A 20,360-nucleotide genomic window follows, 5' to 3' on the forward strand; every position below is an offset into this window, starting at 1 on the left:
CGCCGTCAGTAGGACAGCAGGGTGGTCCCGGGTTCGACGGCGATGTCCCAGACCTCGAGATCCTGCCCGCCGCACTCGCCCTGCTCGCCCGTGGGCGTACCTCCGATGAATGGTGCCTGCCGCTTGTCGTCCACGTACGGGTACCCGCGGTCGTTCAGGACCGTCAGCACCTCCCGGCCACGCCGGGGGTCCCCGTTGGGATAGGACAGGACCTCCGTGCGCTCGTAGGCCGAGAAACCCTCGGGCCAGCGCAGGAGGACGGAGCGCCCTCCGTACTCGAAGACCGCGCATGCCCGGCCGTCGCCCGCGGGCAGGACGCCGAACGTCCCGAGGGGACTCCGGGGGCGGTTCTCCACGGTGTCCTCGGGTGGGCGGATGCCCAGGACGGCCTCCTCGGGTACCAGCCCCGGAACCGTCCCGTTCGTCTCCAGCGCGAGTTCCTCCTCCGGCAGGGCGCGGATCGCGTCGCGGAGTCGGTCCGGCAGCGGTGCAGCATCCCCCGCGATGGTCGTCGCCGTCGGGGAGCGCCGGTCGACCAGCGTCAGGACGGACCCGTTCCCCTCGATCGGCGAGAGGACGCCGTCGCCGTCGCGCACCAGGAACATCAGCCGGTCCGGTGTGAACAGATCCCGGCTGAAGGGGCGTTCGAGGGTGCTGCGCCCCGTGACGTCGATGGTCAGGGTGGTCCCTTCGGCGTCACCCTTCACGATCTGCACCACGGAGGCGGTCTGCAGCATCCGCAGCTCGCCGTCCACCTGCCGGGGTTCGAGGTCCGCAATGGATACGACGGCCACGACGTCGGCGAGGCCGAACAGCCGCTCGACGTCCCCCGACGGGCCGGGGGCGGCGCGGGGGATGAGGGCCGTGGTCAGGGCGGCGATGACGGCGAGCAGGCAGAGGGTCCCGAGGATCGCCTGAACCCGCCGCCGGGGCACGCCGCGTCGGGCCGCGGGCCGGGGGCCGTCCTGCTCCGCGGGAAGGTCCGACGTCGCGGCGGCGGGGGCAGCGGGGGCCGCCGATGTCGAGGCGGGGCGGGGCCGGGTGAGGTACCGGCCCGGGCCGGCTCCTCGACGGTCGGTCCGATCCCGGGACGGAGCGTCCCTCCGCGACTGCGGGCGAGGTCCCCGTCGGGGATGGTTGCGGCGGGATCGGCCGCAGTCAACGCGGCGGCGAGGGCAGGGCCCGCCCGGAGGGCCGCCCGCGCGCAGGCGGTTTCGACGGCGGTTTCGACGGCGGGGAGGCGGTCCGGATTCCCCCCGGTCAGCCGCGCGGCGTCCCCGACGGAAAGGCCGTCCCAGTGATGCAGGAGGAGGAACTCACGGTCGGCGGGAGCCAGACCGGCGAGGGCGGCCTTCAGGGCGGAGTCCCCGACGGCGCGTGGAGGCAGCGTCGTCGGGAGGTAGCGCTCGAGGACCAGTCTGGCCGAGCGGAGGACGGCGACGCGGTCGGCACTGGGGGAGGACACCCCGTCCAGGGATTCGACGGACTCCAGGGCTGCGGAGGAGGCGAGCCGCGAGGAGACCGACCGGCGGAAGGCGTACCGGTACGCGGCGTCGTGCAGGGCGGCGAGGGCGCCGTCGTCGTCGTCGAGCACGTCCCACCCCTGTCCCGCGGGGCGATCGGCACGTCCCTCAGGGCCGCTCCGAAAGCACGCTGGCTGATAGTTGTCAGGGGAAACCGAAATAAACGGGGTGCATCGTTGGTTCCCGCCTACATGACTACATCACCAAATCTTACGTTCAACGACGGCCACACGATCCCGCAGCTCGGCTACGGTGTGTGGCAGGTCGAGGACAACGTGGCCGAGGACGTCGTCGGCAAGGCCTTCAAGGCCGGGTACCGCCATATCGACACCGCCAAGATCTACGGGAACGAAGCCGGCGTGGGCCGCGCCATCGCGTCCTCCGGCCTGAGCCACGACGAAATGTTCATCACCACCAAGCTGTGGAACTCCGACCAGGGCTACGAGAGCACGCTGAAGGCGTTCGAGGAGTCCATGGAGCGCCTCGGCCTCGAGACCCTCGACCTCTACCTCATCCACTGGCTGCAGCCGAAGCAGGGCAAGTACCTGGACACCTGGAGGGCGCTCATCGAGCTGCAGAAGCAGGGACGCGTGAAGAGCATCGGCGTCTCGAACTTCACCGTCGAGGCCCTGAACGAGATCATCGACGCGACCGGCGTGGTCCCGGCCATCAACCAGGTGGAGACGCATCCCTACCTGAACCAGTCCGAGCTCCGCGCGTTCGAGGCCGAGAAGGGCATCCTCCACGAGTCGTGGTCGCCCATCGGCTCCGGCAAGGGACTGCTCGACGACGCCGTCCTGCAGGACATCGCGCAGAAGCGCAACGCCACGCCCGCGCAGGTCGTCCTCGCCTGGCACCTCGCGCTCGGCAACGTGGTCATCCCGAAGTCCGTCACGGAGTCGCGCATCATCGAGAACTGGGAGTCCCTCGACGTGACGCTCGAGGACGAGGACATCGAGGCCATCAACGGGCTGGACAAGGGTGCGGCCGGCCGCATCGGCGCCGACCCCGCGACGTCCGACTTCGCGTAACCACCGCGTCCCGTCTGCTCACTGAGCACGTGTGGCGGGTGCGCGACGGCGGAACCCGCCACGTCCGCGCAACGACGTGAAAACCAAGGAGCCGCCCGGCATCGCCGGGCGGCTCCTGTCGTTTCCGGGCAGCGTCAGGCGGCCTGCGCGAGGGACGCCCGGAGCGGGTAGTCGGTCCCCTCGAGGATCAGCTGCGCACAGCGGCCCGTCGCCGGGTCCAGGACGATCGGGGCCGCCAGGTTGACGGTCGTTCCCGCGGGCCCCGGATTCGCCACGACGAACAGGTGGGCGTCGGGTGAATCCGGTCCGAGGACGTCGCGCTGCGCGTCCGAGAAGCGGGGGCTGTAGCGCGGGACGTAGGTGGCGGCGTCGAGCAGGAAGAGGCGAACCCCCGTGTCCTGTGCCGCGGTGAGGGTGAACAGCCCGTCGGCGCCCTGTACCTCCTCGAGGTGGAAGTCCGTGAGCGGCGCGAGCCCCGGGGGAGGGGTGACGAAGGCGGCCCTCATCGCAGGAAGTCCATCAGGGAGGGCTGAAGCACGCGGGCCGAGACGGCGAGGGCGCTCTGGTACGCCGTCTCCTGGAGCTTGAGGTCCAGGATCACGGAGGCGAGGTCGATGTCTTCCACGGTGGCGCGTTCTCCTTCGAGGGCCAGCGAGGCGTCGGCGACGGCGTCCTTGGCTTCGAGCAGCCGGGCGTGGCGGGTGCCGATCTCGCTGTGCTGGGCGGTGAGGTCCTGGATGCGCTGCTGGAGCGGGGCGAGGTGCACCGACACGTCCCTGCCGGCGCGAAGGTCCGCGGCGATGGTGTCCAGGAGGGCGAACGCCGAGGTGGAGCCGCTGCCGAAGACGGCCGCGCCGTCCGCGTCCACGCGGACGGTCTGGCCGGGGCCCACCCTGCGCTCCACCGTGCCGCCGGCCGCGAAGGTCAGGTCCGTGTCCAGTGCGGCGGGGGCGTCGGCGTTCCCGGCGAACAGGAACCGGCCGGCGTAGGTGGCATTCGCCTGGGCGGCGAGGCCACTGCGCAGGGATTCGACGTCGAGCGCGAGGGCTTCCCGTGCGGCCGCGGGCAGGGACGAGTTGGAGCCCTGCAGGGTGAGGTCGTTGACGCGGTCGAGCGCGCGCTTGGACGTCGTCATCGCGTTGTCGAGCTGGGAGAGCCAGCCCTCGCCGTTGGAGATGTTCCGGGCGTACTGCTCGTTCGCGCGGATCTCGCCGCGGACGCGCAGGGCCTCGCCCGCGGCAACGGGGTCGTCGGACGGCCGGCTGATCGCCTTCTGGCTGGACGCCTTCTCCTGCAGCTCGGCGAGCCGCGCGAGGTTGTGCTGCAGCGAGCGCTGGGCTCCCTGCATCATGGTCTGGTTGGTGACGCGCGTGATCATGGTGGCCCTTCCCTAGCGTCCGACGATTCCCATGCGGTTGATGAGGACGTCGAGCATCTCGTCGACGGCCGTCATCACGCGCGCGGCGCCCTGGTAGGCGTGCTGGTACTGCAGCAGATTGACCTGCTCCTCGTCCATGCTGACCGAGGTGGCGCCCAGATGCTGCCGCATGGCGCTGGTGGCGGAGACCTCGGCGAGGGCATGGCCCTGAAGCTCGGTGCGTGCCGCGGCGCCGAGGTCGACGACGAAGGCCGACCACGCGGCGTCGGGCGATCCGCTGCCCCTTCCGAGCCCCGAGATGGTCAGGGCCACGGAGCCGTCGAAGCCGCCCGCGCCGGGTGCACCCGCTGCGAGGTCCTCGCGGCGGGTGGGCAGCACATCGAGGGACGACGCGGCGCGGGCCGGATCGTAGGCGAAGAACGGCCCCTTGCCGGCACCGATGTGGAGGGTGTTCACCTGGTCCGCGAGCGTCGCCGCGAAGGCGTTGTACCCGGCGGCGGCCTGGGCGAGGGGCCCGCCGTCGTCGGCGCGGGCGAGGAGGGAGAGGGTCGCGGCGAGCTCGCCGCTCTCGACGCCGGCGGAGACGCCCGGGACGTCCGCCCACTCGACCCGGACGCTACCCGCGCCGTCGATCCCCGCGGGTCCTGTGACCTGCAGGGCGGAGGCCGTGACGCCGGAGACGAGGGGCTTGCCGGCCACCAGGACGTCGGCCGTGCCATTTGCGTTGTCGCGGACGGTGGCACCGGTGAGTGCGGCGAGCGTCGAGGTCAGGGTGGTGCGGCGGTCCACGAGCTCGTTGGCCGAGGTGCCCGCGGCGACGGCGGAGCGGATCTGCCGGTTGAGGTCGGCGACCTGCGTGGCGGCGGCGTTGACCTCCGTGACGAGGTTCGTGGCCGAGGAACGTGTGGTCGCCCACTGGGACTCGACCTCGCGGTAGCCGGCGGCGATCCGGGAGGTGAGCTGGCCGGCGGCGGCGAGGAGCGTCGACGCCGGGGCGCCCTTCTCGGGTGCGTTGGAGACCTCCTGCCACCCGGCCCAGAAGTTCTGGAGGGAGGCGGAGACGCCGTTGGCGCCGGGCTCGCGCAGCCCGTCCTCGAGTGCGGCGAAGGCCTGCGCGCGGACGGCGGTGTACCCGGCGGCACCGGCGGTGATGCGGACCCGCGCCTCGAGGTGGGCGTCGCCGAGACGGGCGATGCCCGTGGCGAGGACGCCTTCGCCGGGACGGACGCCGGTGGTGAACAGCGACGGCCGGGCCGGGGCGGTGGCCGCGGTCTCGAGCCGCTGGCGCGTGTACCCCTGAGTGGTGGCGTTCGCGATGTTCTGCCCGGTGACGTCGAGGCCGGCGCGCGCTGCGGCGAGTCCGGTGTACGCCGTGGTGAGTCCGCTGAATGTGCTCATGGTCCCGCTACATGTCCTTGTCGAGGAGGGTGGGGTGTGCGTGGCCCTGCCGGTGACCGCGGCTCGCGGCGCCGTCCGCGGCGTAGGTGCCCGCGCCGGTGCCGATGCCCGCGAGGGTCTCCTGGGCGGACCGGCTGGCTGCCTTCAGGAACTGGTGATTGCTGTCCCGCAGCGCGCCGATCTGCGCGACGAGAACCGTCATCGCCTGGAGGTGCGCGGTGAGCAGTTCCCCCCAGGGCTCGTCGGGGGCCGCTGCGGCCAGCTCCCGCAGGGTGGCGGCGCCGTCGACGCCCCAGTCCTGCGCGACGGCGGAGGCGTGCACGGCCCGGGCGAGGCCCGTGTCGCGGAGCCGTTCGAGGACCTGTTCCACCTCGCGGGTGGCGTGATGGAGCCAGCGGGTCCTGCCGGAGGTGAGGAGGAGTTGTTCCTCCTCGAGCTTGAAGACGAGGAGCTCGAGCAGCTCGCGCTCCTGCCAGAGCAGGGCCGACAGATTCTGGGCGCTCACGGTTCTACCTCCTCTCCGGTTCCACGGACGGTGGAACCGGGAGAACTATCGGCTGTGCCGGCCCCGATGTAAGGGACGGGCCCACGTGCGTCGACGACGCGATGCCGGCCGGAGGTCATCCGGGGACGGCGGTGACCCTCACGACCGGCGTGTTCCGGGTGATCCAGGGGACCAGCTTCGCGGCCGGCAGCGGCTTGGCGAAGTGGAAGCCCTGGGCCAGATCGCACCCGAGCGCGCGCAGTTCCAGCAGGGTCTCCTCGTTGTCGACTCCTTCGGCGACCACCCGCAGGTCGAGGCTGTGCGCCAGCTCGATGATGGAGCCCACGAGCCCGCCGGCACGCCCATCCGTGCGCATGGCGGTGATGAAGGAGCGGTCCAGCTTGAGCTCGTCGGCGGGCAGGTCACGCAGGTACGCCAGTGAGCTGTAGCCCGTGCCGAAGTCGTCGATCGACACCTGGACGCCGTCCGCGCGAAGCTGCGCCAGGATCTTCGAGGAGTGCGCCGGATCGGCCATCAGCATGTCCTCGGTGATCTCGAGCATGAGGCAGTCGGCCGGCATGCCGTGCTGCGCGAGGAGGGTGCGGACCTGCCGGGGCAGCCCGTGCTGGATGCAGGATCCGGACAGGTTCACCGCGACGCTGACCGTCAGCCCGTCGGCATACCAGCGTGCCACCTGGTCCACGGCGGATCCGAGCACGAGCGAGGACAGTTCCGGCATCAGGCCGGCCTCCTCGGCCAGGGGCAGGAACGACGTCGGCGGCAGCTGCCCCAGCACCGGGTGGTTCCAGCGGATGAGGGCCTCGACGCTGGTCACGGCGTCGTCGCGCAGGCGCACCTTGGGCTGGTAGTGCAGCTCGAACTGATCCTCGACCAGTGCCGTGCGGAGCTCCTGCAGGGTCCTCAGTTTCCGGGCCCCGCCGTCGTCGTCCATCGCGTCGTAGAGGTGGTGGCCGCTGCGGCTGGACTTGGCCCGGAACATGGCGATGTCCGCCTTGCGCATCAGGAGGTCGATGTCGGTGCCGTTCTCCGGCGTGCGTGCGATGCCGATACTGACGCTGGTCTTCAGCGAGGCAGTGCCGATCTGGACCGGTTCCGAGAGTGCCGCCTCCAGGCGCCGTGCCACCTTCAGCGCCTGGTCCGCCTCCACCCCGTCGAGGAAGACGGCGAACTCGTCCCCGCCGAGGCGGGCCAGCAGGTCGTTCGAGCGCAGCTGCCGCGCGAAGCGCTCGGCCACCTGGACGAGGAGGGCGTCCCCGACCGTGTGTCCGAGGGCGTCGTTCACGTCCTTGAAGCGGTCGAGGTCCAGGAAGAACAGGGCGCCGGAGCGCCGTCCGCCCAGCCGTCCGCGGAGATCGGTGACCAGTCCGCGGCGGTTCGGCAGGCCGGTCAGTTCATCGGTGGTGGCGAGGGTGGTGAGCATGCGGTTCCGGAACAGGAGGGGCACCGCCGCCAGGAGCAGGGCGGAGGCGGCGAAGACCTGCGCGAGGGGTGCGATGGGAGTCTGGCAGCCGACCAGCAGGACCACCACGGCCGAGGTGGTGGACAGCAGCAGGGCCGTGGCGGCGGGCACGCCGCGGGTCCGGGGACGAAAGGCCTCGGTTCCGGTGCGTGCGCCGCCATCCACCCACAGTGCGATGGCGGCGAGTCCCAGGATCCAGCCGGCATCGGCCACGGAGCCGACGGCGTACTCCTGCACGCCCAGCGCATAGCCGATGTCCGCGGCGGCGAAGAGGATCAACCCCGTCACGAGCAGCGGCCATCGCGGCCCCAGATCGAGCCCACGGGAGGACAGCAGGCCGCCGACAGCCGTGATCAGCAGGAGGTCGAGCAGGGGGTAGATGACGACGACGACCACCCCCAACGCCGTACCTCCACTGGCCTCGGCCCGCAGGACCGGCGCGAGGATCATGGCCATGACCGACGCCGCAGCCAGTGCTCCGACGAGGCTGTCCAGCAGGAGAGGCCACGTCACGCGCTTGAGCTTCCGCACCGTCACCACGAGGACGCCGAGCATCAGCGGGTAGAAGGCCAGGTACGCGACATCCGCGGCCGAGACCACGGTGAGGGCCTGCTGCCCCTGCAGTGCCGCGAGGTAGTAGACGTCGCCTGCGGTGTAGATGCTCACGGCTGCGGCGCCGAACACCACCTGCCACTGCGACAGGCGTGTCCGCAGGACCGCGCACACGCACACGGCGACGGCGGAGAGCTCGGTGGTGATGCCGAGCCACACGCCGACGACGTCGAACCGGGCGAGGTCGCCGAGCAGGAGGGAGACGAGGTAGAGCGCCGCCAGCGTGATCGTCGCGATCACCGGGATCCGGGAGACGACCGTCCGGAACCGGCCGTTCCGGCGGGGCACACGGGTGTCAGCACGCACCAGGTACTTCCTTTCCTTCACTGTCAGGAACCTGACCACAGGAGAACGAGCCTATGGCCGTCGCCCGGTCCCAGCCGTCGATCCGGCCCGCCGCGGCCGAACCCACGGGGAAAACTGGCCATTTGCTGCGTCAAATGGCACCCGGCCGACGGCGCCGCGAAGAAAGTTCCGTCGAGTCCTAACGGCCCGGCGGGACCGTGCCGATAGTTGACGGTGCAGGCCCATGGATGGGCCGGCGATAGCAACCCTTTCACGGAGGAATACATCATGGGTTTCCAGATCAACACCAACACCGCGGCCAACACCGCATACCGCAACCTCTCGGGCATGCAGAACGACATGTCCAAGTCGCTCGAGAAGCTCTCCAGCGGTCTCCGCATCAACCGGGCAGCCGACGACGCCGCCGGCCTGTCCATCGCCGAGGGCCTGCGCTCGCAGGTCAACGGTCTCGGCGTTGCCGCCCGCAACGCCCAGGACGGCATCAGCGTGGTCCAGACCGCTGAAGGTGCACTGTCCGAGGTCCACAGCATCCTGCAGCGTGTCCGCGACCTGGCAGTCCAGTCCGGCAACGACTCGAACAACGCCGATGCGCGTGCGGCCATCCAGACCGAGGTCACGGCCCTGGGCGATGAACTGTCGCGCATCGCAACGTCCACCAACTTCAACGGCACCGAACTGCTGAGCTCGACGGCAACGAGCCTCACGTTCCAGGTCGGAGCCGGCTCGGTCGCCGGGAACGACCAGATCACAGTTGCGGCCACCAACGTCGAGGCAGTCGCGACCGCCGTGCAGGGTCTCGCGTTCGGTGACTCGGCAGCCGCCCTGACGTCGATCGCCGCGATCGACGCGCAGATCAAGGACGTGTCCACGGCGCGTTCCGGCCTCGGTGCCGTGCAGAACCGTTTCGAGTCCGCGATCAACAGCATCAACGTCTCGCAGGAGAACCTGGCCGCGGCCGAGTCCCGCATCCGCGACACCGACATGGCGAAGGAGATGGCGAGCTTCACCCGCTCGAACATCCTCTCGCAGGCCGGTACCGCGATGCTGGCCCAGGCCAACCAGATGAACCAGGGTGTCCTTCAGCTCCTCCGCTAGACGGTGAGTATGTAGGCGAAAGTGCACGACGGCGGGACCGATCCTGGACCGAGAGGTCCCGCCGCCGTGCATTCATCTGTTGCCTGTGACCCATCCCGATGAACCAGCAGCACCTTCCAGCCCCCGAGAGGTAGACCCATGGCGTTCTCCATCGACGGCATCGCCAGCGGGCTGGACACCACGAACATGATCAACCAGCTCATGCAGCTGGAAGCACGTCCCCAGACGATCCTGAAGGCCAAGGCCACCTCGACGCAGGGGTTCGTGACCGCCCTGCAGCAGCTGAACACCCGCTTGAGCTCCCTCACCGAGCTCGCGGCGAAGACCGCGACACCACTGGCCCTCGACCTCTACAAGGTCGCCAGCAGCTCCGACGCAGCCACCGCCACCGCGACCTCCTCGGCCGGTGCCGGCACCCTCGACTTCACCGTGCGGCAGCTCGCCTCCTCGCAGTCCTCCGTCACGGCAGCCATGACGGCCTTCTCCCCGGCAGCCTCCACCCTGACCATCAGGGCAGCGGACGGCACCACCACCGAGCTCGCCACCACCGGCACCCTCGACGACGTCGTCGCCTCCGTGAACAGGGCCGCCGTCGGCGTCACGGCCACGAAGGTCAGTGCCGGCACCGACGCCGCCGGCGCCCCGCAGTACCGGCTCCAGTTCACCGCGCAGGAACCCGGCGCGGAGCACGGCTTCGAGGTCTTCCGCGGTGCCGCAGCAGATGTCGCCGCAGGCACCGCCGCCGGCCTCTTCACCGAACCGGGCGCCGCCACCGTGCGTGCCGCGCAGGACGCCGAGGTGGTCCTCTGGGGCGGCACCGCCGCCGAGCAGACCATCACCTCGTCGTCGAACACCTTCACCGACATCCTCCCCGGCGTCTCCGTCACCGTAGCGAAGACCACCACCGAACCGGTGTCCGTGACCGTGTCCCGCGACGCCGAGGCCACCTCCACGAAGGCGAAGGAGCTCGTCGAGGCTCTCCGGGGCGTCTTCTCCTTCGTGGACGCCAACACGAGGGTCACCCCGGGCGCGACGGCCAGTGCCGCGCCGACGTCGGGTCGGTTCACGGGCGACAGCGCCGTCCGCGGGATCGCCCAGTCGATGCTCACGGCGGCGACGGCACCCATCAACGGCCGGTCGACGTCGGAACTGGGCATCACACTGACGCGCTCCGGGACCGTCGAGTTCGACGCCGAGAAGTTCGCCGCAGCGCTCGCGAAGGACCCGGCTGCCGTGAAGGACGCCCTCACCCAGCTCTCGACGCGCGTCGCGGAGGCCGGCAGGGCTGCGTCGGACAAGTACGACGGCGAGCTCACACGGCGGATCAAGAGTCAGGAATCGACGGTCCGCAGCCTCAACGACCAGGTGTCCGGCTGGGACACCCGGCTCGAGAAGCGCCGGGCGACCCTGGAGCGCACCTACTCGGCGCTCGAGGTCCAACTCTCACAACTCCAATCACAGGGGAACTGGCTGTCCTCCCAGCTGGCAGGCCTCCCCACGGGAAGCGGGCTCTAGATGCTTCGGATGAACGGATACCAGGCCAAGCGGTCGCAGTACGTGCAGGACGCCGTCCTCTCCGCGACGCCCGCAGGACTGCTGACCATGCTCTACGACCGGCTGCTGCTCGATCTCGCGCGTGCCGGCGCCGCCCAGGAGGCGGGGGAGTGGGCCGTGGCGAGCGAGAACCTGCTGCACGCGCAGGACATCGTGGGCGAGCTCATGTCCTCGCTGCGCACGGATGTCTGGGACGGCGCGGCCGGACTCATGTCCCTCTACACCTACGTGCGGCAGACGCTGATCGAGGCGAACACCCGTCGGGACCGCGGGAGGACGGCGGAGTGCGCCGAGATCCTCGAGCCACTGCGCCAGGCGTGGCACGAAGCGGCCGGCGCCGGCCAGGTGCCGCCCGCAGGTCAGTCCGGGGAGCCCCAGGGCCAGGACGCGCCCCGCTCCCTCGGAGTGCTCGGTGTCGGTTGATCCCGACACCCCGGTTGGCCCCGACGCCCCGACCGATCCGGACAGCCCGACCGCGACGGCGGCGCTGACGGCCTGGACGTCCGTCCTCGACACCCTCGAGGCAGCACTCGAGACCGCTCTCCGGACCGCACTGGACGCTGCCGCCGTCGACGACGCCCCCGCGGGCACCTCCGCGGTCGGCGACCTCCAGCGCCAGGCCGCCGTCCTCACCGGCTGGATCCCTCCGCGGGTCGACGGTCCCATCCCGGCGCCCCTCGTGGCCAGGGCGCGGCGCATCAGTGAGCGCCAGCGGGAAGCCCTCGCGCAGCTGGCGGCCGACGCCGATACCCTGCGACGCCACCGCTCCGCGCTCGGATCCGTCCACGCGGCGACCGCCCCGCAGCAGTCCGCCGTCTACCTCGACGTCACGGGCTGAAGTTCTCCCGGTGACCACCTAACGGCTGTACGCGACGCGTCCGATAGTCGCCGGTGAGCATGGATCGCTCACCCCCAGGCCATGGATCGGCCGCTCAGCCTTGCCAGAAGAGGTTCTGCCGCCGTGCTCGATTCCGTGTCCTCGCTCGCCCTGCGCAGTGCCCTCGACGGGCTCGCCCTGCGCCAGCGCGTCACCGCGAACAACATCGCCAACGTCAACACCCCCGGCTTCCACGCGCAGCGGGTCAGCTTCGAGGACGCCCTCGCGCGGTCGGTGGCGATGGGCGGCGGGAGCGTGCAGGCCACCACCGACACCTCCCTCGAACCCACCCGGCTCAACGGCAGCAACGTCAACCTGGACACGGAGACGCTCTCCAACATCGACACCGTGCTGCGCTTCCAGTTCGCGGCCCGCGCCGTGGAGGGACCCTTCACCAGCATCCGCACCGCACTGAGGACGAACTGATGACCTTCGACGCCATCGGCATCTCCGGCACGGGGCTCACCCTGCACCGCAAGTGGCTCGACGCCGTCGCGGACAACATGGCCAATGCCAACACGGTCACCGCGACCGACGGCGCCGCCTTCCAGCAGCGCTACGTCACGGCCCGCGCCGACGAGAACGGGCAGGGCGCCTATGTCGCGGGCGCCGAGTTCGGCAGCGACGAGGGCCGCCTGGTCCACGAACCCACCCATCCCCTCGCGGACGCGGACGGCTACGTCCGCTACCCCGACATCGACATGAGCGCCCAGATGGGGCAGCTCATCATGGCGCAGCGCGGCTACCAGGCCAACGCCGCCGTCGTCGACCGCGCCAAAGCCACCTACGAAGCCGCACTCCAGATCGGACGTTCCTGATGCCCGTCCCCGCCATCGGCGCCGTCCAGCCGGCCGCCACCTCCTACCTTCCCTCCGTCGGAGCCGTGTCCGACGCCGGCGGAGAGGGGTTCGCGACCTCCCTCACCTCCGCCGTGGACAACCTGCAGGGCCTGCAGTCGACGTCGAACGCGCTGTCCGTGCAGGCCGTCACCGGCGACCTGACCGACATCCACAACGCCACCCTCGCCTCCACGCGCGCCCAGGTGACGCTGGAGCTCGTCGCCGCCGTCCGGAACAAGGGCGTTGACGCCTTCAACGAGATCATGAGGATGCAGGCCTGATGCCCACGCCCCTGTCCGCCGCCGCCACCCGCCTGGGCGACGCCGTGAAGAGTTTCACCATCGCCCAGCGCACCATCGCCATCATCGGCGTCGCCGTGCTCGTGCTCGGCGGGATCGCCCTCACGTCCTGGCTGTCCAAGCCCTCCTACACCCCGCTCTTCTCCGGGCTGAGCGGCGAGGACGCCAGCACCATCGTCGACCAGCTGCAGACCGACGGCGTGCCGTACGAGCTGACCCAGGGCGGCGGCACCATCCTCGTCCCCGAGGCCGCGGTGTACGACCAGCGGATCAAGGCGGCCTCCGCGGGCCTGCCGTCCTCGTCGACCGGCGGCTACTCGCTCCTCGACGACATGGGGGTCACCTCCTCCGAGTTCCAGCAGTCCACCACCTACAAGCGGGCACTCGAGGGCGAGCTCGCCTCGACGGTCTCGGCGATCGACGGCGTCAAGGCCGCGACCGTCCGCCTCGCCGTCCCCGAGGACACCGTGTTCGTGGCCGAACAGGGCAAGCCGACGGCCTCGGTCTTCGTGCAGACGAACCCCGGCGCCACGCTCTCGAGCGACCAGGTGCAGGCGATCACGCACCTCACGTCCGCCTCGATCGACCGCATGGACGCCGCGGACGTCGCCGTCATCGACTCCGAGGGCCGGGTGCTCTCCGCGGTCGGCGTCGGTGCGACCGGCGGCAGCGACCAGCAGGCCTCGGACTACGAGCAGCGCATCCAGGCGTCCGTGCAGGCCATGCTCGACCGCGTGGTCGGGGTCGGCAACGCGACCGTCGCCGTGGCCGCGGACATGAAGCGTGAGAGCGCCGAGCGGGTCGAGGAGACCTTCACGACGCCCGAGAACGCCCCCGCCCTCAACGAGTCCACCTCCACCGAGGAGTACGCGGGCGCCGGAGGCGGCCGGGCCGGTGTCCTCGGGCCGGACAACATCGCCGTGCCCGAGGACGGCGCCGACGGCGACGGCACCTTCAACTCCGAGACGAGCACGCGGAACAACGCCGTGAACAAGACCACGGAGTCCACCACGGTGCCCGCCGGGGGCATCAACCGCCAGACCATCTCCGTCGCGGTGAACCGGGCCGCCACGGCCAACATGGACGTCGCCGCGCTCACCGCCGTCGTCGCGGGTGCCGCCGGTGTGGACGCCGCACGCGGCGACGTGGTGACGGTGGAGGAACTGCCGTTCAGCGACGCCGGGGCCAACGCCGCCGCGGACGCCCTGGCGGACGCGGAGGCCGCCGAGGCGGAGCAGCAGCGGGCGGACCTCATCCGGACGCTGTCCATCGTCGCGGCCATCCTGTTCGTCGCCATCGTGGCGCTCATCATCTACGCACGCCGGTCACGCCGCCAGCGGCGCGAACCGCTCGACCTCGGGGAACTGCAGGGCGTCTACCCCGCGATCCCGGCGCCGAGCGCCCCCGCGATCGATCCCGCGGTGGCACTCCTCGCTCCCCTGGAGCCGGCCCCGAGCACCACCACGATCGACGTCGCCGCGGTCCAGGCGGCGCTGCAGGCCGGGGAAGCGGCCTCCGACCTCGACCGCATGCGTGCGGAGGTCGAGGCCCTCGCCACCCAGGACCCGGCGAAGACGGCCGAGTTCCTGCGCAGCATGATGGATGACAGGCAGAGCGTATGAGCACCCTCGCCCGCACCGCCCTGACCGGGACGCAGAAGGCCGCCATGGTGCTCATGCAGCTCGACCAGCGCCAGGCCTCCGAGGTCCTCAAGCAGATGTCCGAGGCCGAGGCCGAGGAGATCGTCGCGGAGATCGTGCGACTGCGCCGGGTGGAGCCCGCCGCCGCCGAGGAGGCGCTCGCGGAGTTCCACGAGCTGACCACCAGCGGCCGACGCCGGACGCGCGGCGGCATGGACGTGGCTATCGGGCTCCTCGAGTCATCCTTCGGCGCGGAGCGTGCAGCAGGTGTGGTGGGGCGTCTGGCGTCGACCGCGGCCGGCAAGTCCTTCGAGTTCCTCGACAGCGTGGAGCCCGGCCAGATCCAGACAGTCCTCGAGGGCGAACTGCCGCAGACCATCGCCCTGGTCCTCGCGCACCTCAAGCCCGAACGCGCGTCGATCATCCTCGCCGCCCTGAACCAGGACACCGGCACCGACGTGGCCCAGTGCATCGCGACCATGGGCTCCGCGACACCGGAGGCCGTGTCCATCGTGGCCGACACGATCAAGATCAGGGCCGGGGCCGTCGCGGCGCCGCGCCAGGGCACGACGGCGATCGGCGGTATCCAGCCGCTCGTGGACATCATCAACCGTGCCGACATCGGGACCGAACGCGCGCTGCTCGACGGCCTCGAGCACCGCGACCCGGTGCTGGCCGAGGAGGTCCGCGCCCGCATGCTGACCTTCGCGGACATCGTCCACCTCGAACGCCGCGACGTCCAGCAGGTGCTGCGCGGGATCGACGCGGCCGTCCTCGCCCTCGCGATGAAGGGCGCCGCCGAAGCCGTGGTCACCGTGATCCGCTCGAACGTCTCCGAGCGCAACCGCGAGATCCTCGACGACGAGATCCGCGCCGTCGGACCCGTCCGCATGTCGCAGGTCGAGGAGGCCCGCGCCGAGGTGGTGCGCGCCATCCGCGACCTCGAGGCCCAGGGCACCATCACCATCCAGCGCGGGGACGAGGACGAGTATGTCGACTGACGCGCTCACCCCCATCGCCTTCCCGCGCCTCGGCCCCGGCTCCGGCCAGGCCGGGCACTCCGCCGCCGTCGCCCAGGGCCATGCCGCGGGGTACGCGGACGGACTGGCCCTCGCCCGCGCGGACCTCGCCGAGCACCGGGCACGGCTCGACGCCGAGCACGCCGCCGCCCGGGCGCACGCGGACGATCTCCTCGCGCAGCGCCTGCGGGTCCTCGACACGGCCGCGCGGGCCCTCGACGCCCGGACCGCCCCGGTCCTCGAGGCGGCCCGCACCCGGATCCTCGACGCCGCCCTGGACATCACGGAGGCCCTGCTGGGCCGTGCCCTGGAGGACGGGCCGTCCTCGGCACGGGCCGCCGTCGCCCGCGCCCTCCAGGGAGCGGAGGGTCAGGAGGTGCGCGCGGTGCGCCTGCACCCCGCGGACCTGGCGGTGCTCGCCCCGGGTCAGGTGCCGGACGCCGTGCGTCTCGTGCCCGACGCCTCCCTCCAGCGGGGCGACGCCGTCGCGGAATGCCCGGACGGCCACGTGGATGCGCGGCTCGGGACGGCGCTCGCCCGCGTGCGGTCCGCCCTGGCTCCCGGGGGTGCCGCATGAGCCTCACCCTCGAGGACGCCGTCCACCGGGCCCGCACGGTCGCCATGCCCCAGCGGTACGGCAGGGTGGCCTCCGTCGTGGGGCTCGGCGTCGACGTCGTCGGCCTCGACTGCGCCATCGGCGACGTCGTCACGATCGGCGACCCCGACTCCGGCTCCGGGACCGTCGACGCCGAAGTGGTCGCCGCCTCGCTCACCGGGCTGCGCTGCATGCCGTACGCCCACCTCTCCGGGATCCAGGCCGGAGCACCCGTCCGTGCCCACGGGGGACCGCTGCTCGTGCCGGTGGGACCGGGACTGCTGGGCCGCGTGCTCGACGGCGTGGGCCGGCCCCTCGACGGACGCGGCCCGCTCACCGACGTCGCATGGGTGTCACTGGACAACACCCCGCCGCCGGCGCTGGATCGCACCCGCATCACCGAACCCCTGCAGCTCGGCGTGCGCGTGATGGACACGCTCACCACCGTGGGCCGCGGTCAGCGCATGGGCCTGTTCGCAGGCTCCGGGGTCGGCAAGTCCTCGCTGCTGTCGATGATCGCCCGCGGCACGGACGCCGCCGTCTCGGTGATCGCCCTCGTGGGCGAGCGCGGTCGCGAGGTCAGGGACTTCCTGGAGGACGATCTCGGTGCCGAGGGACTCGCACGGTCGATCGTGGTGGTGTCCACATCGGACGAACCGGCGCTCCTGCGCCTGCGCGCCGCCTTCGTGGCCACGCGGATCGCCGAGGGGTTCCGCGACGGCGGCGCCGACGTCATGCTCATGATGGACTCGCTCACGCGGGTCGCGATGGCGCAGCGCGAGATCGGCCTGAGCGTCGGCGAGCCCCCCGCCACCCGCGGTTACCCGCCGTCCACCTTCTCCCTGCTCGCCCAGCTCCTCGAACGTGCGGGGACCGGCGCGGCCGGCTCCGTGACGGGCATGTACACCGTGCTCGTGGACGGCGACGACCACAACGAGCCCGTCGCCGACGCGGCGCGGTCCATCCTCGACGGTCACGTGGTGCTCGACCGCAAGCTCGCTGTCGCGGGGCACTTCCCGTCGATCGACCCGCTGGCCTCGATCTCCCGGGTGGCGTCCCGGGTCACCACACGCGAGCAGGCGGCGGTCGCCGCCGTGCTGCGCAGAACCCTCGCCGCCCGCAAGGCCGCCCAGGACCTGATCGACGTCGGGGCCTACGCCCGCGGGTCGAATCCGCTGGTCGACGCCGCCCTGGCCCACGAGTCCGGGATCACGGCGTTCCTGCAGCAGCGGATGGACGAGCAGACCCCGTCCGACGACGCCTGGGGCCGCCTGGCCCACCTCACCACCTCGATGGGAGTCTCCTGATGGCACGACAGTTCCCCCTCGCGGGCCTGCTCCGGCTGCGCCAGCTGCGCGAGGAGGAGGCCGCCGGATCCCTGGCGACCGCCAACGAACGCCTCCGGGCATCACGCACCCGCACCGACGTCCTGAGCGATGCCCTGGACGGCACGGATCTCAGCCCCGCCGGGTCGGCGTCGCTGTACGCGGTGGCCGCGGCCCGGGCCTCGGCACGCAGCATGCTCGCCGACCTCCACTCCCTCGAGGCGCACCTGCAGGGTGAGCAGCACCGTGCACAGGACCAGTACCGTGCGGCACGCGCGGCGACCATGGGCCTCGAGAAGCTCGAGGACCGCCACCGGGACACGGAGGCTGCGGCGCTGATCGGCGCCGAGCAGCGTGTCCTCGACGAACTCGCCTCGGTCAGCAGTGCCCGGCGCAGTGCAGAGGAGAAAGCATGACCATCACCGACGCGGTGGGCCGTATCCAGCAGATCCAGTCCACCCTGAGCATGCTCTCCGCCCCTGCGGCGCGGGCACAGGCCGCTCCGGCGACGGGGATGACGGCGGGCGCCTCCTCGGCGGGGGCCCCGAAGTCGGTAGCGGGTTCATCCGCGGACCTGTTCGCCGACGCGCTCGCGGGTGCCACCGGCGCCGCCGGGGCCTCCGGTGGTACAGCAGGAGCCGGAGCCGGTGACGTAGCTCCCGCCGTCGCACCCGTAGCCGCGCCCCCGGAGCCGGTCGCACCGGCGGGCACGGTACCGCTTCCCGTTCCCGCCTCCACGGACGCCGCCCGACTCATCGAGGCCGCACGGTCCTATGAGGGCGTCCCGTACGTGTGGGGCGGGACCGACCCGGCCGCCGGCCTCGACTGCTCCGGATTCGTGCAGCGCGCGTACGCGGACATCGGCATCCAGATCCCGCGTGTGACCTGGGACCAGATGAACGCGGGGACCCATGTCCCGTCCCTCGCGGAGGCCCAGCCCGGCGACCTGCTCTTCAGCCTCGAGGGCGGCCACGTGTCCATGTACCTCGGGGGCGGCAAGGCGATCGATGCGCCGCAACCCGGCAAGACCGTCGCCGTCCGCGACATGTGGGAGACCGACGCGAACATCACCACCATCCGCCGGATCCTGCCGGGCGCTCCCGCCGGTGCTGCGTCCGTCGCGGCACCGGGGGTCGCCGAGGCTGCGGTTCCGGCCGCCGCCTCCGCCGGCGCTCCGGTGCCCGCCGAAGCACCGTACGCCGCGCAGGCGGCCTTCCTCGCGAGCATGGCGCGATGACTCCTGTCCAGGGGCTGCCCACCGCGACCGTCCCCCGGGCGGCAGCGGATCCGTTCCGCCGGGGTGCGGGTCCCGGCGACCGGACGTCGGCGGCATCCTTCGGCGATCTGTACCGGACGCACGTGGGGGAGCGCCCGGGCGAGCGTGGAGCCGAGCGAAGGTCCGCTCCGAGGACCACCGACGCCGTCGTCGCTGCGCCGGGTGCGCCCTCGGGCATCGTCGTCCCGCCGACCCCGGCCACCCACGAGAGCGGATCGGCCACCCGGACGACGTCCGGGTCCCGTGCCTCCTCGGCTCCCTCCGCCGTCGACGCGGCACCAGCACCGCTCGCCTCAGCAGCCGCTCCGTCGTCCGGTGCCACCGCAGCAGCGGGGAGCCCTGCATCTTCGCCGACCGGCGCCGCGATGGGCCTGCCCACCGGGGGAGCCCGGGTGGTGTCGGACGTCGTTCCGGGGACGGGGACGTCCGCAGCAACCGCGGCTCACGGGACGGCGTCGTCCGGTGCCGACATCACGACCTCGGGCACGGACGCCGCGGCCTCGGGCGCGGGCTTCGGCACGGACATCGCGTCCTCTGGCGCGGGTATCGGCACGGACCTCGCGTCCTCGGGTACGGACGCCGCGACCTCGGGTGCGGGCATCGGCACCGACATCGCGACCCCGGGTACGGACGCGGCGTCTTCGGGCACCGGCGTCGGCACCGACCTCGCGTCCTCGGGTACGGACCTTGCGTCCTCGGGCGCGGACGCCGCCGCGGCGCCGCCGGCCGTCGACACCGCGGCGGCGCCGTCGGGCACCGATACCGCGCCGCCGTCGGGCACCGGCATTGCACCGCCGTCGGGCGCGTCGGACGCGGCCGGCTCGGACGCCGCGACCGCGTCCTCCGGCCCTGCCGCTCCGACGGCCTCGGCCGGTCCTGCCGGCACTGCCGGCACTGCCGGCGCCGCCGCCTCGGCGGACGGTGGAGCGCCTGGCCGGCGAGGGGTGCCCGAGGTCCCCGCGGCAGGAGCCGGAGCCACGGATGCCATCGGTCCCGGGGCGCCGGACACGACAGCGGCGGGAACGCCGGCCGCAGCAGATCCCGGCACGCCGACCCCGGCCGGTTCCGGAATCGCCGAACAGCCCGGCACAGCCCCGCCCACTGCTTCCGGACGCGCGGATGTACCGGTACCCGTGCAGCCGGTGCCCGGGGGCGCCGTCCACGGATCCTCCGATACCGTGGCGTCGGCCCGACCGGCAGTGGCACCCCTGCCGCAGCAACTCGGCGGCCAGGCGTTCGCGCTCGCCCGCGCGGCGGCCGATGCCCCGGGCGGGACCAGCACCATCACCGTCACCGTCGCACCCGACGATCTCGGCCCCATCACCGTCCGGGCCAGCTTCGCTCCGGAGGGCACCCGACTCGAGTTCTTCTCCTCCACCGACGGTGGACGCGAGGCACTCAGGCAGGCACTGCCGGACCTGCGGCGCGAGGCGTCGTCGTCGGGCCTGTCCGCTGCACTCGATCTCGGGACCGGCACGCCGGACGACCATCGGGACGACCGCCGGGACGGACGGCTGGACGACCCGTCCGGCGTGCCGGTCCCGTCGGTGCATCGACCGGTGCGGGACATCCCCTGGACCCGGAGCCCCGCCACGGGCTCCTCCACCCTCGACCTCTTCGCCTGACCCG

Annotated in this window: 22 protein-coding genes; 15 read left to right on the top strand and 7 right to left on the bottom strand. The window is 72.1% G+C overall.

The window, feature by feature from the left end; genetic code table 11:
• Positions 1-5 precede the first annotated feature (5 nt).
• Positions 6-935: a hypothetical protein gene (locus tag ACSGDB_RS15740; RefSeq protein ID WP_434995894.1), complete on the bottom strand. Its 930-nt coding sequence runs from the start codon at positions 933-935 to the stop codon at positions 6-8.
• The gene (locus ACSGDB_RS15745; RefSeq protein WP_434995896.1) at positions 869-1,594 is read right to left on the bottom strand and encodes a hypothetical protein; all 726 of its coding nucleotides are present in this window, start codon (positions 1,592-1,594) and stop codon (positions 869-871) included. The genes ACSGDB_RS15740 and ACSGDB_RS15745 overlap by 67 nt, the downstream gene beginning before the upstream one ends.
• Positions 1,595-1,714: 120 nt before the next feature.
• On the opposite strand from ACSGDB_RS15745, the gene ACSGDB_RS15750 reads away from it, so the two are divergent.
• Positions 1,715-2,554 (top strand): aldo/keto reductase, encoded by an 840-nt coding sequence (locus ACSGDB_RS15750; protein ID WP_434995897.1) that lies wholly within the window; start codon positions 1,715-1,717, stop codon positions 2,552-2,554.
• A 134-nt stretch (positions 2,555-2,688) separates the two neighbouring features.
• Here ACSGDB_RS15750 and ACSGDB_RS15755 read toward each other — a convergent pair whose 3' ends face one another.
• The 5 genes from ACSGDB_RS15755 to ACSGDB_RS15775 all read right to left on the bottom strand — a co-directional run bounded on the left by ACSGDB_RS15755 (position 2,689) and on the right by ACSGDB_RS15775 (position 8,212).
• Entirely contained in the window at positions 2,689-3,060 is a 372-nt protein-coding gene (locus tag ACSGDB_RS15755; RefSeq protein WP_434995899.1) for a flagellar assembly protein FliW, read from the bottom strand.
• On the bottom strand, positions 3,057-3,932 hold the full coding sequence (flgL, locus tag ACSGDB_RS15760) for a flagellar hook-associated protein FlgL (RefSeq protein ID WP_434995901.1): 876 nt from the start codon (positions 3,930-3,932) through the stop codon (positions 3,057-3,059). The genes ACSGDB_RS15755 and flgL overlap by 4 nt, the downstream gene beginning before the upstream one ends.
• Before the next feature lie 12 nt (positions 3,933-3,944).
• Positions 3,945-5,330 carry a flagellar hook-associated protein FlgK gene (gene flgK, locus ACSGDB_RS15765; RefSeq protein ID WP_434995903.1) on the bottom strand — a complete coding sequence of 462 codons (1,386 nt, stop codon included), beginning with the start codon at positions 5,328-5,330 and terminating at the stop codon, positions 3,945-3,947.
• 7 nt (positions 5,331-5,337) lie between these two features.
• Positions 5,338-5,835 (bottom strand): flagellar protein FlgN, encoded by a 498-nt coding sequence (locus ACSGDB_RS15770; protein ID WP_434995905.1) that lies wholly within the window; start codon positions 5,833-5,835, stop codon positions 5,338-5,340.
• Positions 5,836-5,950: 115 nt separating this feature from the next.
• On the bottom strand, positions 5,951-8,212 hold the full coding sequence (locus ACSGDB_RS15775; protein ID WP_434995907.1) for a putative bifunctional diguanylate cyclase/phosphodiesterase: 2,262 nt from the start codon (positions 8,210-8,212) through the stop codon (positions 5,951-5,953).
• 267 nt (positions 8,213-8,479) lie between these two features.
• Between ACSGDB_RS15775 and ACSGDB_RS15780 the strand changes: the two genes are divergently transcribed.
• From ACSGDB_RS15780 to ACSGDB_RS15845, 14 genes are all read left to right on the top strand, one after another.
• Positions 8,480-9,307: a flagellin gene (locus tag ACSGDB_RS15780; protein WP_434995909.1), complete on the top strand. Its 828-nt coding sequence runs from the start codon at positions 8,480-8,482 to the stop codon at positions 9,305-9,307.
• A 138-nt stretch (positions 9,308-9,445) separates the two neighbouring features.
• The gene (gene fliD / locus ACSGDB_RS15785; RefSeq protein ID WP_434995910.1) at positions 9,446-10,822 is read left to right on the top strand and encodes a flagellar filament capping protein FliD; all 1,377 of its coding nucleotides are present in this window, start codon (positions 9,446-9,448) and stop codon (positions 10,820-10,822) included.
• Positions 10,823-10,831: 9 nt separating this feature from the next.
• Positions 10,832-11,284, top strand: coding sequence for a flagellar export chaperone FliS (gene fliS / locus ACSGDB_RS15790; RefSeq protein WP_434995912.1), 453 nt, complete (start codon positions 10,832-10,834; stop codon positions 11,282-11,284).
• Positions 11,274-11,699: a hypothetical protein gene (locus tag ACSGDB_RS15795; RefSeq protein WP_434995914.1), complete on the top strand. Its 426-nt coding sequence runs from the start codon at positions 11,274-11,276 to the stop codon at positions 11,697-11,699. The genes fliS and ACSGDB_RS15795 overlap by 11 nt, the downstream gene beginning before the upstream one ends.
• A 123-nt stretch (positions 11,700-11,822) precedes the next feature.
• Positions 11,823-12,164 (top strand): flagellar basal body rod protein FlgB, encoded by a 342-nt coding sequence (locus ACSGDB_RS15800; protein ID WP_434995916.1) that lies wholly within the window; start codon positions 11,823-11,825, stop codon positions 12,162-12,164.
• Positions 12,164-12,556, top strand: a complete 393-nt coding sequence (locus ACSGDB_RS15805; RefSeq protein ID WP_434995917.1) for a flagellar basal body rod protein FlgC — start codon at positions 12,164-12,166, stop codon at positions 12,554-12,556. Before ACSGDB_RS15800 ends, ACSGDB_RS15805 begins: the two co-directional genes overlap by 1 nt.
• Positions 12,556-12,858, top strand: a complete 303-nt coding sequence (fliE, locus tag ACSGDB_RS15810) for a flagellar hook-basal body complex protein FliE (RefSeq protein ID WP_434995919.1) — start codon at positions 12,556-12,558, stop codon at positions 12,856-12,858. The genes ACSGDB_RS15805 and fliE overlap by 1 nt, the downstream gene beginning before the upstream one ends.
• On the top strand, positions 12,858-14,498 hold the full coding sequence (gene fliF, locus ACSGDB_RS15815; protein WP_434995921.1) for a flagellar basal-body MS-ring/collar protein FliF: 1,641 nt from the start codon (positions 12,858-12,860) through the stop codon (positions 14,496-14,498). Before fliE ends, fliF begins: the two co-directional genes overlap by 1 nt.
• The gene (gene fliG, locus ACSGDB_RS15820) at positions 14,495-15,517 is read left to right on the top strand and encodes a flagellar motor switch protein FliG (protein ID WP_434995923.1); all 1,023 of its coding nucleotides are present in this window, start codon (positions 14,495-14,497) and stop codon (positions 15,515-15,517) included. The genes fliF and fliG overlap by 4 nt, the downstream gene beginning before the upstream one ends.
• Positions 15,507-16,112: a FliH/SctL family protein gene (locus ACSGDB_RS15825; protein ID WP_434995924.1), complete on the top strand. Its 606-nt coding sequence runs from the start codon at positions 15,507-15,509 to the stop codon at positions 16,110-16,112. The genes fliG and ACSGDB_RS15825 overlap by 11 nt, the downstream gene beginning before the upstream one ends.
• Positions 16,109-17,437: a FliI/YscN family ATPase gene (locus ACSGDB_RS15830; protein WP_434995925.1), complete on the top strand. Its 1,329-nt coding sequence runs from the start codon at positions 16,109-16,111 to the stop codon at positions 17,435-17,437. Before ACSGDB_RS15825 ends, ACSGDB_RS15830 begins: the two co-directional genes overlap by 4 nt.
• Positions 17,437-17,871, top strand: a complete 435-nt coding sequence (locus tag ACSGDB_RS15835; RefSeq protein ID WP_434995926.1) for a flagellar export protein FliJ — start codon at positions 17,437-17,439, stop codon at positions 17,869-17,871. Before ACSGDB_RS15830 ends, ACSGDB_RS15835 begins: the two co-directional genes overlap by 1 nt.
• The gene (locus ACSGDB_RS15840; protein WP_434995927.1) at positions 17,868-18,692 is read left to right on the top strand and encodes a C40 family peptidase; all 825 of its coding nucleotides are present in this window, start codon (positions 17,868-17,870) and stop codon (positions 18,690-18,692) included. Before ACSGDB_RS15835 ends, ACSGDB_RS15840 begins: the two co-directional genes overlap by 4 nt.
• Entirely contained in the window at positions 18,689-20,356 is a 1,668-nt protein-coding gene (locus tag ACSGDB_RS15845) for a flagellar hook-length control protein FliK (RefSeq protein ID WP_434995928.1), read from the top strand. The genes ACSGDB_RS15840 and ACSGDB_RS15845 overlap by 4 nt, the downstream gene beginning before the upstream one ends.
• The last annotated feature ends 4 nt before the right edge of the window (positions 20,357-20,360 follow it).

This window comes from Arthrobacter sp. Ld5 (genome assembly GCF_051172775.1).
In the GTDB taxonomy this organism is placed as follows: Bacteria; Actinomycetota; Actinomycetes; order Actinomycetales; family Micrococcaceae; genus Arthrobacter_D.